The 15,785-nt window shown below is 43.2% G+C and carries 15 protein-coding genes and 1 pseudogene; 2 read left to right on the forward strand and 14 right to left on the reverse strand.

The features are described 5' to 3' along the window. Positions 1–104: 104 nt before the first annotated feature. From ACEW8F_RS14855 to ACEW8F_RS14900, 10 genes are all read right to left on the reverse strand, one after another. Positions 105–1,271: a TraB/GumN family protein gene (locus ACEW8F_RS14855; protein ID WP_373484247.1), complete on the reverse strand. Its 1,167-nt coding sequence runs from the start codon at positions 1,269–1,271 to the stop codon at positions 105–107. A 100-nt stretch (positions 1,272–1,371) separates the two neighbouring features. Beyond that, positions 1,372–2,358, reverse strand: a complete 987-nt coding sequence (locus ACEW8F_RS14860; RefSeq protein ID WP_373484248.1) for a lipoate--protein ligase — start codon at positions 2,356–2,358, stop codon at positions 1,372–1,374. Between the two features lie 11 nt (positions 2,359–2,369). Continuing rightward, a complete protein-coding gene (locus ACEW8F_RS14865; protein WP_373484249.1) occupies positions 2,370–3,383 on the reverse strand; it encodes a LacI family DNA-binding transcriptional regulator in 1,014 nt (337 codons plus the stop codon). A gap of 43 nt (positions 3,384–3,426) precedes the next feature. Next, positions 3,427–4,683: a pyridoxal phosphate-dependent aminotransferase gene (locus ACEW8F_RS14870; RefSeq protein ID WP_373484250.1), complete on the reverse strand. Its 1,257-nt coding sequence runs from the start codon at positions 4,681–4,683 to the stop codon at positions 3,427–3,429. Between the two features lie 11 nt (positions 4,684–4,694). After that, positions 4,695–5,258 carry a Fe-S-containing hydro-lyase gene (locus ACEW8F_RS14875; protein ID WP_373484251.1) on the reverse strand — a complete coding sequence of 188 codons (564 nt, stop codon included), beginning with the start codon at positions 5,256–5,258 and terminating at the stop codon, positions 4,695–4,697. Between the two features lies 1 nt (position 5,259). Then, a complete protein-coding gene (locus ACEW8F_RS14880) occupies positions 5,260–6,102 on the reverse strand; it encodes a fumarate hydratase (RefSeq protein WP_373484252.1) in 843 nt (280 codons plus the stop codon). A 27-nt stretch (positions 6,103–6,129) separates the two neighbouring features. Then, positions 6,130–7,230: a YbhN family protein gene (locus tag ACEW8F_RS14885; RefSeq protein WP_373484253.1), complete on the reverse strand. Its 1,101-nt coding sequence runs from the start codon at positions 7,228–7,230 to the stop codon at positions 6,130–6,132. A gap of 101 nt (positions 7,231–7,331) precedes the next feature. After that, on the reverse strand, positions 7,332–7,796 hold the full coding sequence (trmL, locus tag ACEW8F_RS14890) for a tRNA (uridine(34)/cytosine(34)/5-carboxymethylaminomethyluridine(34)-2'-O)-methyltransferase TrmL (RefSeq protein ID WP_373484254.1): 465 nt from the start codon (positions 7,794–7,796) through the stop codon (positions 7,332–7,334). A 175-nt stretch (positions 7,797–7,971) separates the two neighbouring features. Next, complete coding sequence (locus ACEW8F_RS14895; protein WP_373484255.1) at positions 7,972–9,267, reverse strand: sensor histidine kinase; 1,296 nt, start codon at positions 9,265–9,267, stop codon at positions 7,972–7,974. Positions 9,268–9,285: 18 nt separating this feature from the next. Next, positions 9,286–9,954 carry a response regulator transcription factor gene (locus ACEW8F_RS14900; RefSeq protein ID WP_026394376.1) on the reverse strand — a complete coding sequence of 223 codons (669 nt, stop codon included), beginning with the start codon at positions 9,952–9,954 and terminating at the stop codon, positions 9,286–9,288. A 206-nt stretch (positions 9,955–10,160) separates the two neighbouring features. Here ACEW8F_RS14900 and ACEW8F_RS14905 point away from each other — a divergent pair, with 206 nt between their 5' ends. Together ACEW8F_RS14905 and ACEW8F_RS14910 are read left to right on the forward strand one after the other, a co-directional pair. Continuing rightward, positions 10,161–10,838, forward strand: coding sequence for a response regulator transcription factor (locus ACEW8F_RS14905; protein WP_373484256.1), 678 nt, complete (start codon positions 10,161–10,163; stop codon positions 10,836–10,838). Further along, positions 10,825–12,303 (forward strand): sensor histidine kinase, encoded by a 1,479-nt coding sequence (locus tag ACEW8F_RS14910; protein ID WP_373484257.1) that lies wholly within the window; start codon positions 10,825–10,827, stop codon positions 12,301–12,303. Before ACEW8F_RS14905 ends, ACEW8F_RS14910 begins: the two co-directional genes overlap by 14 nt. Positions 12,304–12,336: 33 nt before the next feature. Here ACEW8F_RS14910 and ACEW8F_RS14915 read toward each other — a convergent pair whose 3' ends face one another. The 4 genes and pseudogenes from ACEW8F_RS14915 to argC form a co-directional block, all read right to left on the reverse strand. Then, a complete protein-coding gene (locus tag ACEW8F_RS14915) occupies positions 12,337–13,509 on the reverse strand; it encodes an acetylornithine transaminase (RefSeq protein WP_373484258.1) in 1,173 nt (390 codons plus the stop codon). Positions 13,510–13,518: 9 nt separating this feature from the next. Then, the gene (gene argB, locus ACEW8F_RS14920; RefSeq protein WP_373484259.1) at positions 13,519–14,388 is read right to left on the reverse strand and encodes an acetylglutamate kinase; all 870 of its coding nucleotides are present in this window, start codon (positions 14,386–14,388) and stop codon (positions 13,519–13,521) included. 18 nt (positions 14,389–14,406) lie between these two features. Beyond that, positions 14,407–15,630: a bifunctional glutamate N-acetyltransferase/amino-acid acetyltransferase ArgJ gene (gene argJ / locus ACEW8F_RS14925; protein ID WP_373484260.1), complete on the reverse strand. Its 1,224-nt coding sequence runs from the start codon at positions 15,628–15,630 to the stop codon at positions 14,407–14,409. Between the two features lie 42 nt (positions 15,631–15,672). After that, positions 15,673–15,785, reverse strand: a pseudogene (gene argC / locus ACEW8F_RS14930) (N-acetyl-gamma-glutamyl-phosphate reductase); the annotation flags it as partial.

Genomic DNA, 15,785 nt, shown 5'->3' on the forward strand with positions numbered 1-15,785 from the left:
TAAATTCCTAATGTTGTTTATTATATATTATTTTGTAAACATTAACAAGTTTTTTTAAGACCCGATGCATATTTAAACGAGCTTAGAGGAGTTTTATTCATATCTTATGAAAAAGTATTGATAAAAATCCCGATGATATTGAGTCCCCCCAACCAGGTTCCCAATACACTTCCAAGGTTGGCGAAGACCACAACCATCAATACCTTAGTAACCTTATTTCGCCAAAGGCCTTTGATGCTACCAAGATCTTTGGGCAGGGATTCAAAATCTTCCACCTTTGGTTTCCGAAAATGAGCTTCGGTCATACCGGCAAACCAACCAGCTGCCAGTAATGGATTCAATGAGGTAATCGGTGCTGCAATAAAAGCTGTCAGCACCGAGATGACATGCCCACCGGCAATTAAGGTTCCCAAAGCTGATAAAGTACCATTCCAAAGGATCCATGTTTTTGCCTGCGCCCAGCCGGAACTGGGGTTAGCGATAAAGGTCACTGCAATCAGCACCAGCAGAATGATGGGTATCATCCAGCCGATCACCTTTCCGACGTTGGATTTAGGAGGCACAACCTCCAACTCTGCGATATTTTGGTCTTTAAATATTTCTTCTTTTATCCCCGGCACATGGGCAGCCCCAAGAACTGCCACAACCTTATTTCCTGGGGCATTTTTTATTTTATAAGCCAGATATTGATCCCGTTCATCGACCAGATATTTTTTAACACCTTTAAACGCCGAACCCATTTCTGAAAGAGCAGCTGTCAGCATATCATCTGATTTTAGATTTTCCAGATCTTCTTCAGTAATTTCTTCATCATCCACCACGCTGAGCACAATCGAAAAAAGCACCTTGACCTTTTCCCATAAACTGCATCCCCGCCAGATCCGATTGAAGGTAATCTGGATGCTGCGATCAGCCAATACCAGTTCCGCGCCGTACTCCTTTGCACAGGCGATCCCTTCCATCATTTCCTGACCGGATTCGATCCCGAACTGTTCAGCCAGTTTTCGCTGATAGTTGGACAGCAGAATATTGACAAACATAAAACCGGCCCGTTTGCTTTTGATGATCTGAACCAGGTCGGTATTCGACCATTTGTCTTTCTGGTTGATTGCTTCGTAGCGCTGTTGATCCAATTCGATACAAATGGAATCGGGTTGCTCCATTTTTATCGTTTCCCGGACTTCATCGACACTGTTTTTGGAAACATGCGCCGTTCCGATTAAAATAATTTCTTTGCCATTATAATTAATCCGTGTAATATTTGATTCCAATGAACTTCCTTTCTTCATGGTCAATAGAAAAAACTGGTCAACGCAGTATGATCCAAAATCAATCACGCTGACCAGCTATTCTAATGCCTAATTGCTGTGTTTAATATAAAATTAAATCAATTAGTGTTTTTGAATCCAGACCATTAATATAATCGGTCAGTTCAATATTTTTCAATACTTCCAACAATGTTTCTTCAGTCGGCTTGACCCCTGTAAACAGGGCTTCCAATTCTTGAATATCCCCATTGCCAAAATAATCGCCATAAAAATGAATCTCTTTGATTTCACCCTTGACAACCTGGAGCAGCAACGTGATCAGACCGAAGTCGCACTTTCGTTCTTTTCTCAGGTTATATTGGGGGGATTTTCCATAATTCCAATCCCAGGTTGCATATTTTTCAGCTTTTAATTGTTCGATAGCCTGGATTTCTTCCTCTAAAAGCGTGATTTGTTCCAAATCATCATTTTCAAACATCGCTTTCAGCAGTGCCGCTTTAAAATCATCAAGGCTGTAACCTTCGTTCAGGTAGTCAGCAATGTTGGTGACCCGGCTTTTAACCGATTTGATCGCTTTGGATTCGATCTTGTCCTTCTTTACTTTTAGAGCACTCTGGATGGTAGCCAGATTTGAATTGAACAAAATGGTGCCGTGGTGAAGAATCCGGCCCCTTTTCGCGTACTGGGAGTTGCCGGAAAACTTTTTTCCATCGATGGCTATATCATTTCGGCTGTTGAATTCTGCATTAACCCCTAAATTTTTAAGGGCATCCACCAGGGGACGGGTAAAGGTCTGAAAATCAAATTGTTGCTGACCATCCTCATTGACAATGAAGGTAAAATTCAAATTTCCTAAATCATGGTAAACCGCTCCACCCCCGGATAGACGGCGAACCACCTTGATCTCGTTCGCCCTGATGTACTCCTGGTTGATTTCCTCAATGGTGTTCTGATGTTTTCCCACAATAACCGCGTTATCATTCTGCCACAAGAGAAAATAACTTTCGTTTTTATCCATTTGATTAAAAACATACTCTTCAAAGGCCAGGTTTGTTTGTGGGTCCGTTTCTTTCCAATCAATGTATTTCATGGAAGACCTTGCTATTTCTTAAGCTCATTGACCGAACCTCGAATATGAACTTCATGGGGTACATAAACATTTTTCACAGTGCGATCGCCGTCTTTTTCACATAATTTGATCAGCATCCGCATGGCAATGGCTCCGATATCGTACATCGGCTGGGCAACCGTCGTAATCTGCGGTCTGGTCCATTCGGCAATCCAGAAGTTATTGAAACCACAGATACTAATGTCGTCAGGAATTTTTTTGCCCATTTCTTCAGCACAGCGAATCGCCCCTAGAGCAGTCTGGTCATTAAAACAGAAGACACAGGTGAAATCGACCCCTGTATTAATAGCTTCCTGCATCATCGTATAGCCGCCTGAAAGACTCAGCTTTTCTCTCAGAATGCGACTGTCATCAAATTCAATGTTATTTTCTTCAAAGGCTTTGATAAAACCTTTTTTTCTTTCTTGATAAATATAGCCTTCTTCAAGCTCATCAAAAAACAGCATGAATTTTTTATGGCCCATTTTTATCAGCTCGGTGGCTAATTCATAAGCGGCCATTTCATTATTAATCAAAACGCCGCTTAGATTGCCACTATCATCAGGAATACAGCCTAAAACTACTTCGCTGGGGGCATCAATCAGTTCGGCCTGCATTTCAGCACTAAGATCTTTGCCAACATAGATGATCCCATCACATTGTTTTTCGACCAGCACATTCAGGGATTTTTTTTCTTTTTCCGGATCAAAATCGGTATTACTTAAAATGATATTATAATGATAGATGCCGCAAACATCTTCGGCCCCACGGACGATCTCAGTATAATAGGGATTGGTAATATCTGGGATCATGATCCCCATGGTATTGGTTTTTTGAATTTTTAGACTTCTGGCAATGGCATTGGGTTTGTAGCCGGTTTTTTTGATGGCTTCCAATACCCGTTCCTTTGTTTCTTCGTTTACTAACGGAATATTATTAACAACTCGGGATACTGTTGCAACGGAAACGTTTGCTTCTTTTGCAACATCTACGATTTTTACTCTCATCTCTTCACCTTTCAAATTTCATAAACAATAGCACGGCCAATTATTAACAGCCTTCCACCTCTTTGATCGCATCCAGGATTAGCTGGGGTGAACGCCGGCATTTTTCTTCTGACACAGCGCAGGGAGCAAAACGAAGACCTTTTCCCAACGCAACCACAAATGTGTTTTTTTCCATTAAATGACTGCTGACTTCTTTTGGCTGATCACAAGGGATACTGATGAAGAACCCATCGCAATAGGTAACCATTTCCAGGCCTATTTTTTGGGCTTCCTCCACAAAGGCGGCGGCACGGCGTCGTAAGATGTTTTTATAGAAACTCTGTTCGGCCATGGCCTGGTTATACAATTCATCATTACTAAAAATTTTAGTGATGGTTTCCATGGCTCCCCGGGTACCGTTTGACCAGTTGCCGCGGTTGGAATAGGTGCAGGCATTAGCAAATTCACTGGCGATTTCTTCAGTGGGTGCCACACAAAGAATGGCACCGTTTCTCAGTCCGTACATGGTATAACCCTTTGAACAGCTGAATGCATAGAGGGTCAGCACATTATTGGGCATTCCGGTCAGTATTTTCATAAACTGACGGGCTTCATCCCCTTCTCCGGCAAAATCGATGTAGGCCAGATCCACCAACAGAATAATTTTTGACTCGGGCTGAGCCTTGGCGGTTTCGGTTACAAAGGTCTTAATCGCTTCCCATTCTTCTAGCGAAATGGTATAGCCGGTGGGGTTATGCGCTGGGGTATTGAGAACGGTTAAAACCCGCTGCTGTTTTTCCAGCAGTTCCAGGATACTTTTTTCCCAGCCTGCTAAATTAAATCCGCCCTTTTCATTATACAAGGGAAAGGTAGTCACCTTTCTGTGATTTTCATCAGCAATGGTAGCATAAGCTGCCCAATACCAATCAGTCAGTAAAATAGTATCGCCCAGCTGGGTATAATTACAAAAAGAGTGGCGTACCGCACCAGTTCCCCCTGGGGTTGCCACTGCCTGGATATGACCTTCTGGTTTACAGTCTTTAAAACAAGCTTCAGTAATCTTTTCTAAAAAATCCGGCTGACCGGCCAGCCCTGAATAATCGGCAATCAGATTATTCGGCAGCCCTTTTAAGGTATCATAGACAGATTTGAATGTCACCAATTCGCCATTGTCATCCATCAGTGCTCCGATGGTTGAATTAATGACGGCTTCTGGGCCTAATTCTTTGGTACGGTTTGCTGCTTCTCCAGCAATTCTGAAGATCGGGTCGGTACCACCCTCTCGCAACGACGTTTCAATAACCATTTCCGCTTTTTTCATTTTTCCTCCCACTAAATCCATAGTTTATTTGCAAATTTTTTTCTTTCAGTTTCATATAAATTGTTCCCCAGGGTGTCAATGACGACAATCGCCGGAAAATCTTCAACTTTAATTTTTCGGATCGCTTCGGTTTCGAGATCTTCATAGGCGATTATTTCAACTGATTTGATACAGTCCTGTAATAGCGCTCCAGCTCCACCGACACAGGCAAAATAAACGGCGTCATTGCTCATCATGCTATTGATAACCCGCTCACTGCGATTGCCCTTGCCAATCATACCAGCAAGTCCGCGGTCCAGAAGCTCCGGGGTATAGATATCCATCCGGCCGCTGGTGGTTGGTCCGGCTGAGCCAATAATTTCGCCGGGTTTCGCCGGACAGGGACCGACATAATAAATGATTTGATCGGTGAAATCCATGGGTAAAACTTGTCCCTTTTCCAGTGTTTCCATCATCCGCTTGTGCGCCGCATCCCTAGCTGTATAAATGAGCCCGGAAATCCGCACATGATCACCAACTCTTAATTTCTTGCGTTCCTTTTTACTCAAAGGTGTTTTAATATCAACAACAGCCATTCTATAATTCCCTTTCCACATGTCGATTCACATAACAGGATATATTAACCGCCACCGGCAACCCGGCGATATGGGTCGGAAAGACTTCCACATTGACGCCCAGCACGGTGTTGATTCCGCCAAGACCCATCGGCCCGATGCCCAGGGCATTGCTGGCTTCTAAAAGGTAATCTTCCAGAGCTTCAATATGTCCCAGCGGATTATGTTTCCCCAACGGCCGGCTGAGGGCTTCCTTTGCCATGATGGCCGCTTTTTCCATCGTACCACCGACCCCGACCCCGACCACAATTGGTGCGCAGGCATTGGGACTGCCGGTTTCCACCGTCTGGAGGACAAAATCTTTAACGCCGGCCATGCCATCTGAAGGTTTGAGCATTTTCAGCGCGCTGGTGTTTTCGCTGCCAAAGCCCTTGGGTAAGATTTTTATTTTTAATCCATCACCGGGAACAACCTGATAATGAATCACTGCTGGAGTATTATTCCCGGTATTCGTTCGGATAAAAGGGTCGGCAACAACAGATTTTCGCAGATAACCTTCCTCATAGCCTTTGGCAACCCCAGCCTGGAGGGCCTCTTCAAGGCTTCCTCCGGCGATGATCAGATCCTGCCCAAAAGACACAAACATCACAACCATGCCAGTATCCTGACAAATGGGGATGTTTTTATTTTTAGCTACTTCAAAATTACAGAGCATGGTTTCGAGAATCTCTTTGCCATTTTCAGATTCCTCTGTTTTTCTTGCTCGACGCAGCCCTCCCATCATATCAGCTGATAAAAATGTATTGGCTTCAATACACATTTCTGCAACATGATCGATAATCTGCTGAATTCCAATTCTTTTCACTGGACTCTCCTTATTCTTAATGTTTTTCTATAAGCTATCAACTTGATCATCACACTCTTCTTCAATCTGTTTGGCTTTATCTTTTCCAACTCTGACGGAGTGTATGGAAAGATATATTCCACCAAACAAAATAATGAAATAATAGGTGATCAGACGCCAGATTATCATCGCCACCGCTGTATTGCCGGGTCCATAAATCGGTCCAAACAAAAGCAAAAACCCTGCTTCTGCGCCTCCGGCGGCTCCCGGCGTAGGTACAAAAGCCACCGCTACATAAAGAATAGCCTGAAGCGAAATGATGGTGACAGCATTGGTCTCATTCAAGCCCAATGAACGATACACACAGTAATTGACTGCATAAAATATCAGAATCTGTAAAATGGAAAGGGCAAACAATTTTAAGGTCTGCATTTTATTGTTTTTTAAGGCATCAATGGCGATTTTATATTCTTTGATAAAGTGATTGATCTTTTCAACATATTTCTCGGCATTTTTTAGAATGCGAAGCTTTAATAAAAGCCCCACGCAAGCCATCATAATTCCTTTTGCCGCGTTGGCGTTAAAGGCCAAAATAAATATCAGCACAACCCCGGCAATGTTCACAATTAAACCAATGGCTATCAGCCATTTAGCCGCATCCAGGCTCTGGTGCAATGTCGTAGTACTGAGTATTGTAGCGATGATGGCCATAAATGTAACCGTCACTTGATATAGTGCATATTTTTGAACCAGCACTGCCGTACCCGAACCAAAGCTATAGTTTTTTTTGGACATTTCATAGAGCTGAAGAGGCTGCCCCCCGGTAGCACTGGGGGTGATTAAATTATAGTACTGTCCGATCATGGTCACGGTCCAGGCAAAATGAAAGGTCTCTCTGGGGTTATCACGCCGCATCAGCTTTAGCAGCATCAGGGCTTCTAATATCCAGTATCCAAAAACAAAGCCAATCCCAAGGAGGAGAAAATAACCATTGGCCTGCTTAATTGTTCTTAAAAAGGTCTCCGGATCAACTTGTGTTAAGATCACAATCGCTGTTGCGCTGATTAGAAAAACAAAGAACAAATAGCTTGAGTATTTCTTCCAAAATTTTGATTTCCAAAACTTTTCTTTATTTCCTGCTTGATCCATTGGGTACCATCCTAATTTCAATTGAATTAATTATAACACACTGTCATGGTAAAGTAATGTAATTTTCAGCTATTTTCATGAAATTTTCATGAAATTTCATACTAAATTAGTCCCTGAAATTCGTGTTGTCGCAACGCTTCATATAAGACAATGTTAACAGCATTTGAAAGGTTCAGGGAACGAGCCTTTTCATGATTTCTCATCGGGATGCGAAACCGGTTATCGGGATGAGCCTCATGAATTTCCGGGGGGATTCCGGCGGTTTCTTTTCCAAACATCAAAAACGCATTTTGATCATAGTCAATCTGATGATAAAACTTAGTGGCTTTGGTTGTTAGAATATACAGTTTCGCCTCGGGGTTCTTTTCCAGAAACTGATCAAATGAGTCGTAGACACTCACATTAACGAGCTCCCAATAATCCAGGCCAGCTCGTTTTAAGTGTTTTTCGTCCAATGAAAAACCCAGTGGTTTAATCAAATGAAGATTCGTCTCCGTCAATGCACAAGTTCTGGCAATGTTTCCGGTATTTTGGGGAATTTCTGGTTGATATAGTAAAATATTCATGTTTATTCCTTTTCATTATAAGTTATTTGATGATTTTATTATAGTTGACTTTATTATAATCGAGATCGAAAAAAAGCCCAATTTCTTTCTTTTTTAAGATCCTCCTGGAAATCCGGGACGATCTCAACACCAACAAAGAAATTGAACTTTTGTTACGGGTACGTTTATTAATCATTTATTGAAGGGTATCCCCTTTAATATTATTCTTCTTTGAATCCGGCTTTTGATTACTTTTAGGCAAAACAATTGAAAAAGTGCTCCCCTTGTTGGGAATGGAGTCAATTTTTATTTTGCCATTATGTTTTTTAACGATGTAGTCAGCAATATTCAAGCCGAGACCGACACCGCCAGTTTCCCGGTTTCTGGCATCGTCGACCCGATAAAAGCGACTGAAAACTTTTGCCTTATCTTCTTCGGTGAGCCCGATCCCAGTATCTTTAACCTCGATAACCAGATGACGTTTTCCCTGGATCAGACATAATTGCACCTTTCCGCCCATCGGTGTATATTTAATGGCATTGTCGACTAAAATTCTCACCGCCTGTTTGAGCCGCTCTTCATCCCCCCGGTATTGGATCCCTGGTGAAATATTCTCACTTAACTCAATTTCTTTTTCATTGGCCAGTTCGATCATCAGATCGACCATTTGCTGACACATGGAAGATAAATCAAAAACTTCCTTGTCAATGGCCAACCGCTGATTTTCGGCCTGAGCCAGCAGTAATAATTCAGAAATGAGTTTTGCCATGGTTTCCCCTTCGCTGGCAATGTTGTTCAGCCACTTCATATTATCCTTGATCTGGTCATCTTCTTTGAGTTTCAACACCTCAACATTGGTTTGGATAACTGTCAGCGGAGTTCGCAGTTCATGGGAAGCATTGGCGATAAATTTCTTCTGGTCTTCAAAGGTATCCTTAATGGGCTGCAGCGATTTACCGGCCAAAAAATAAGAGATCGGAATCAGTACCGCAATGGAACCTAAACCAATTAAAAACAAAAATGAAATGACATAAGCAATAATCGACCGTTCCGTGGAAATTTGCTGAAAGACCTGGAGCACATAGTCGTTGGAATTATTGGAATACGGCAGCGTATATACCCGATACTCGACATTTTCCGAGACCAGCAGATTAAACTGCGGGTTTTCATTTTTCTTAATGGCCAGCTCGTAACCCAGCATAATCAAATTGCGGTCTTCCACCTTCATCGATTTCACAACCCGGCTGCTGTCCCACATAATAAATTGATAACCAAATTTATCATGAACAGAGTCCCCAGAATTAATCGGTTGAGAGATCGTTTGCCCGTTGTTTGAAATGATTTCCTTGGCCACCGTCGTCAAATACATCTCACCAGAAAGACTGAGACTCCAGTTCACTAAAAACCCCAAGAGAAAGATAAACATAAACATGAAAATTACCAGGATCAGGGTGTTGAACAAGGTTATCTTTCGTTTAATTTCTTTAAACATGAACTCTAACTCTCCAACCTATTTCTTCCCAAGCGTATATCCTACCCCTCGAATGGTATCAATTTTAACCTGGGTATCAACAATTTTTTTACGTAGATTATGAACATATATTTCTATATTATTCTCATTGACTTCTTTATCAAATCCCCATACCCGGTCCAAAATCTGCTCTCGGGTGAAAACCTGATTGGGCCGTTTTAACAGCATTTCCAAAATTTTCGCTTCCTTGACCGACAGCTTGAATTCCTTGTTTTCGGTTTGCAGGATGTTCTTTTTGGTATTGAAGCTCACATCTTCAAAGACTATCGTTTCACCTTTAATCCCGTGGTCAGGACGACGTCCCAGGGCGCGAATTCGGGCAAATAGTTCTTTGGCTGAAAATGGTTTGATCAGATAGTCATCGGCGCCTAAATCCAGTCCTTTCACCTTATCGTCAATGGTACCCTTGGCCGTCAGCATCAGTACCGGGGTGTTAATCCCCTGATCTCTGATCTGTTGCAGAATTTCAATCCCGCTTTTGATCGGCAGCATAATATCTAAAACAATGACATCATAAATGGGATTCAGTGCAAATAACAGACCTTCCTCCCCATCATTTGCAATGTCACAATCGATGTTCTGTATTTTACATAATTCCTGGAGTGCATCGGTTATTTTCTTTTCGTCTTCTACAAATAGTATACGCATAAAGCGACTCCTTCCATATTTTGAATTTTGATTATAAGCAACACCTAATTATAGAGCTGAAATCTTAAAGCTATATAAAACAAGGAAAATATGATATTATTTTAAGATAATCGAAAACTACCGTGCCGACCAATTGTTTATCTGCTTTAATAATTTTCGGTACCACTTTTATCTTTTTTATTTATCGATTGGTTATGGAGGTTCCCATGAAAGAAATACTCATTATTGAAGATGATAAGAAAATATCCCGAATCATTGAACTGCAGCTTAAGCACGCCGGTTTTGCGACGGTTAAGGCTTTTACCGGTCGGGAAGGGATTGAAGCCTATCATCAGAACCCTGCCTTTGATCTGATCTTACTTGATATTATGCTGCCGGAGGTCTCCGGTTACGATGTTCTTAAATATATCAAAGCTCAAAATCATCATCTGCCGATCATCCTGTTAACCGCCAGGGACGATACTTGTGATGTGGTAACCGGTTTTGAATTGGGCGCCGATGATTATGTGACCAAGCCCTTTAATTTTGAAGAGCTGCTGGCCCGGATCAAAGCCAATATCCGAAAAAATACACCGGAAGCGTCGCTTAACACCCATCTGGTTTTTAAAGACATTGAAATCGATCTGGACTCCTTCAGCGTTAAACGACAGTCCCAGGAGATTACCTTATCCCGAACTGAATTTGATCTGTTTTATTATCTCGTGCTCAACCATGATCTGGTGCAGTCCCGGGAACAGATACTCACCAAAGTCTGGGGATTTGATTATGACGGCGGGGATAATATTGTCGATGTTTATATTAAATATCTGCGGGACAAGATCGATCGCGATTTTGCTGAAAAACTGATCCAGACGGTTCGGGGGCGGGGCTATGTGGTTCGATAAGCTGAATATACCTGGTCGAAAAAAGCCACTGAAAATATATCATCGCATCGTTTTCTTTTTTATTTTGGCCCTCACCGCGGTGCTGACCCTGTCGTTTTTAATGGTGTTCTTTTTTTCGCAGCAACTGATTTTAACTGAAAGTAAATCGACGATGATCAGGTTTAATAACTATGTCATCAATACTCTGGATGAAAACATGTCTAGCCTGCTCAGTTTACCAGCTGATGGGCGATTGGAATTTATCTCTGACAAACTGTACCCCTATGTCAAGGATAATTCCCTGATTGCTTATCAACTCAAAGATAACCATGGCAATATTTATCAGTCCTCGGAAATCCTGACCGATCTGCTGGTTGCCGAGAATCTGGAAAAATATAATTTCCGTCTTTTCGAGTTCAGCTTTAATGATGATAATGATCAGATGATCTCGGTCAACTCGCTGCGCTACAACCAGATCGAATACTATTATCTGGGGTCTTACTACGTGTTGGAGGATGGGGATATTATCTATCTCCAGATTATCAAAAACCTCAATGACAGTTATGTGTTTATGACCACCTTGTTTGTGCTGATGATCGCCATCAGTATTCTGGGATTGATTGCGATTATTTTGATTGGCATTTATGGCACCAAGCAAACCCTGAAACCGCTGATTGAAATTTCGGAAACAGCCAAGAACATTACCGAGAATAACCTCAATGTGCGGATCGAAGAAACCGGCAACAAGGATGAACTGGACCAACTGATCATGTCACTAAACCAGATGATTAGAAAACTGGAGTCGGCTTTTAATAACCAGAAACGCTTTGTTTCTGACGCCTCCCATGAGCTGCGAATTCCCCTGACGGTCATTCAGGGCTATATTGATATTTTATCGGACTGGGGCAAAAACGACCCCCAGCTCCGGGATGAATCGATTGAGGCCATTCGCGATGAAATTCAGGGTATGAATAAGATGGTTGAAGATTTACTGTTGATTACGCGAATTGAAAACAATTATTTTGATCAAGATTTTATAATTCTCGATGTTTCGATGCTATTGGAAAAAATTTTTTATCAGTGTCAAATGATTGATCCAGACCATGAGTACATCATGAAATCCTGTGACCACGCCTTTGTCCGGGGTAATGAAGGCCTCCTGATCCAGGCCATCCGGGGTCTTCTGGACAATAGCCGCAAATACACCCCGGTTGGTGGAACCATCACCCTGAGCTGTCAGATTCACAATAAAACCATGAATAAAATTACGGTCAGCGATACCGGCTGTGGAATTCCCCCATCTGAACTTGAAAAAATCAAAGAACGCTTTTACCGCATCAGCAGTGATCGTTCCCGATCAACCGGCGGTTCCGGCCTGGGCTTATCGATTATTGACAGCATCGTCAGCATTCATCGCGGTAAACTGGTCATTACCAGCAAATTGAACAAAGGCACAAAGGCTACTATCTTATTGAAAAAACATTAAAAATAAAACAGGGCGAATCGCCCCGTTTTATTTTTAAAGACACTCTGAGAAAATCTGAACCGCCTGATCAATTTCTGCTTTGGAAACCACCAGGGGTGGTACAAAACGGATGGCATTGCTGCCGGCAGTAATCAGGAGTAAGCCTTTTTCCATCGCTTTGGCAACGATGGCACCCAGATCAGCATCAATCTGAGCCCCCACAATCAGTCCCATGCCGCGAACCTCTTTAATGGCCGGATGGTCTTTCTTCAAGGCTTCCAGTTTGCTTTTCAGATAATCCCCTTTTTCAACCACTGATTCAAAAAATCCCGGTGCAGTCAGGGTTTCAATGACATATTTGGCAGTGGCCGTCACAAATGGATTTCCACCAAAGGTGGAAGCATGGGTTCCCGGGGTAAAGACTTCGGCCACATGATCTTTGGCAATAATGCCCCCGATCGGGACACCGCCGCCTAAACCTTTGGCCATGGTCACCACATCCGGCACAACTCCGTATTGCTGATAGGCAAACAGTTTTCCCGAACGGCCAATCCCCGTTTGCACCTCGTCAAAAATTAGCACAATATTTTGTTCATCACAGATTTTTCGAACTTCTTTTAAATAGTCCAGATCGGCGGGGTATATTCCCCCTTCGCCCTGAATTGGTTCTAAAATAATGCCGCAGGTTTTAGGGCTGATCTGAGCCTTCAGCGCATCGATATCATTATAAGGCACATGTGAGATTTCCGGCATCAGCGGTTCCAGGTTTTCCTGGTATTTTGGTTGACCGGTTGCGGTAATCGCGGCATAGGTTCGTCCGTGGAAAGACTGTTCCATGGCAATGATCTCTACCGCCTCTTTATTTTTTTTGAGCTTGCCGTAAACCCGGCACAGTTTTAAGGCCGCTTCACAGGCTTCCGCGCCACTGTTGCAAAAGAAAACCTTGTCCAGTCCGCTGGCTTTGGTCAGCATCTCGGCCAGTTCAATTCCCGGTTCAGACCAGTAAAGATTGGAAATATGCACCAGTTTTTCCATTTGCGTCTGCATCGCTGCGAGCAGACCCGGATGGGAATGACCGAGCGCATCAACAGCGATCCCGGCCACAAAATCCAGATATTCTTTGCCCTCATGATCAGTCAGCACACAGCCCTGACCCTTATCAAATACCAATGGAAAACGTTTATAGGTTTCCATAATCACATTGTTTCCTCGTGTTATTAAATCCATTTTGTCCTCCTAAATAATCGAACGACGAATCATCGTTCCCACCCCGGCGGCAGTGAACAGTTCCAGTAACATGGAATGCTCCACCTTGCCGTCTAAAATATGTACTGAATTGACCCCCTGGTTCAGAGCGTCGACGCTGTTTTCCACCTTGGGAATCATCCCGCCGGAGATAATCCCTTCTTCAATCAGCGTGGGTACATTTTCGGCAAATAACCGCCGAATAATTGAATCCGGGTTATCCGGATCCATGTAGACCCCATCGGTATCGGTCAGATAGATGAGTTTTTCAGCCTTCATTGCTTTGGCTATGGCATAGGCCACATGGTCGGCATTAATATTATAGCTCTGGCCGGTTTTATCAGTGCCAATCGGCGCAATCACCGGCAGATAGTCGTCTTTTAACAGGGTATTCAAGAGCCGGTTATCGACATGAATAATATCCCCGACGAAGCCGATGTCGAGATTATTGATAAATTTCTTTTTAACCTTGATCATCCCGCCGTCCTTGCCGGAAAGCCCGACAGCATTCATTTCACGATTCTGGAGCAGCTGCACAATTTCTTTATTGATTTTTCCCGATAAGACCATTTCGGCAATTTCTACCACCTTTTCGTTGGTGATCCGCAGACCTTCGACAAATTCGGTTTGAATCTCTAAGTCACTTAGCATCCCGGAAATATCTTTGCCACCACCATGAACAATAATCAGACGGATGCCAACCAGCCGCATCAGCGAAATGTCATCCATAACCGACTGTTTTCTGGCCTCATCATACATAAAACTGCCGCCATATTTAATGACCATGGTTTTCTTTTTAAACTGTTGGATATAGGGCAAGGCTTCAATCAGAATCTTGGCCTTTTCAATATATTTTTCCATTTATTACTCTTTTCTTTTTTAACTTCGGTAATCGCCATTGATCTTAACATAGTCATAGGACAGATCACAACCCCAGGCCACAGCTTTTTCGTCGCCATCTTCCATTTCAACCGCAATATAAATGTCGGTTTCGGATAAGACTTTCTTCGCTTCGTCTTCATCAAAAGCAATCGGGGACCCATCATTTAAAAGGGTGATCATCCCGGCCTGACTGGAAAAAACCAGGGAAACCTTTAATGGGTCAAAGTCGGCACCGGAATAACCCAAGGCACAGAGCACTCGTCCCCAGTTGGCATCTTCGCCAAATAAGGCTGTTTTGACCAGACTGGAAGTGATTACCGATTTTGCCAGCTTGCGGGCATCATCCTTTGTTTTGGTGCCGTGAACTTCCACTTCCACAAACTTGGAAGCGCCTTCACCGTCGCGAATGATTTTTTTTGCCAGGGTTTTATGAACATAGATAAAAGCTTCTTTAAAGACCTCATAATCCGGGGTATTTTCCTGCAAAGGCTGATTGCCGGCCAAACCGTTGGCAATCACGGTGACCATATCGTTAGTACTGGTATCACCATCCACAGAGATCATATTGTAGGTATCCACCGTGGTTTCTTTTAACAGTTTATCAAGCAGGGTTGGTTCAATTTTTGCATCGGTGGTCACAAAGGACAGCATCGTGGCCATATTGGGATGAATCATCCCCGAGCCCTTGGCCATGCCGCCGATCTTCACTGACTTCCCACCGATTTCCACTTCGACAGCGATGGTCTTTTGAATCGTATCGGTGGTGAGAATCGTATTCGCAGCAATATCGCCGTCTTCCTCAGTGTTTCCCAATTTTGGCCCCAACGCCTCAATGCCAGATAGGATTTTTTCCACTGGCAAGATCACCCCGATCACTCCGGTTGAAGCGATCAGCACATCCTCGGGCTGCAAACCCAAAACCGCGGCGGCCTTGCTGGCTGTGGCGGCCACCGCTGCTTCGCCCTTTTGCCCGGTACAGGCATTGGCGTTGCCGCTATTGACTACTACCGCCTGCTTATAGCGATTGGCCATGACTTTGTTACACCAGAGAATCGGTGCTGCCTTGACAACATTCGTTGTTGTCATAATACTGGTTGCCCCCGGTACTTCCGAAACAATCATCGCCAGGTCATTTTTCCCGCTCTTTTTGATGCCGCAATTGATCCCCCCGGTTTTAAAACCCGTGGGTGTTGTTACTCCGCCTGTCTTTATTACTTTCATGTCTTTACTCCTCATATTATAATAACTTATCCGAATTTTTGTTTAGATTGGGAAATCGGCAATAAAATCGATGCCGGTTTTTTCAGCCAGACCAAAACAGATATTCATATTCTGAACTGCCTGGCCAGCGGCGCCTTTAATCAGGTTGTCGATGG

The sequence above is a fragment of the Acetobacterium sp. genome, from assembly GCF_041752335.1.
GTDB lineage: Bacteria > Bacillota > Clostridia > Eubacteriales > Eubacteriaceae > Acetobacterium.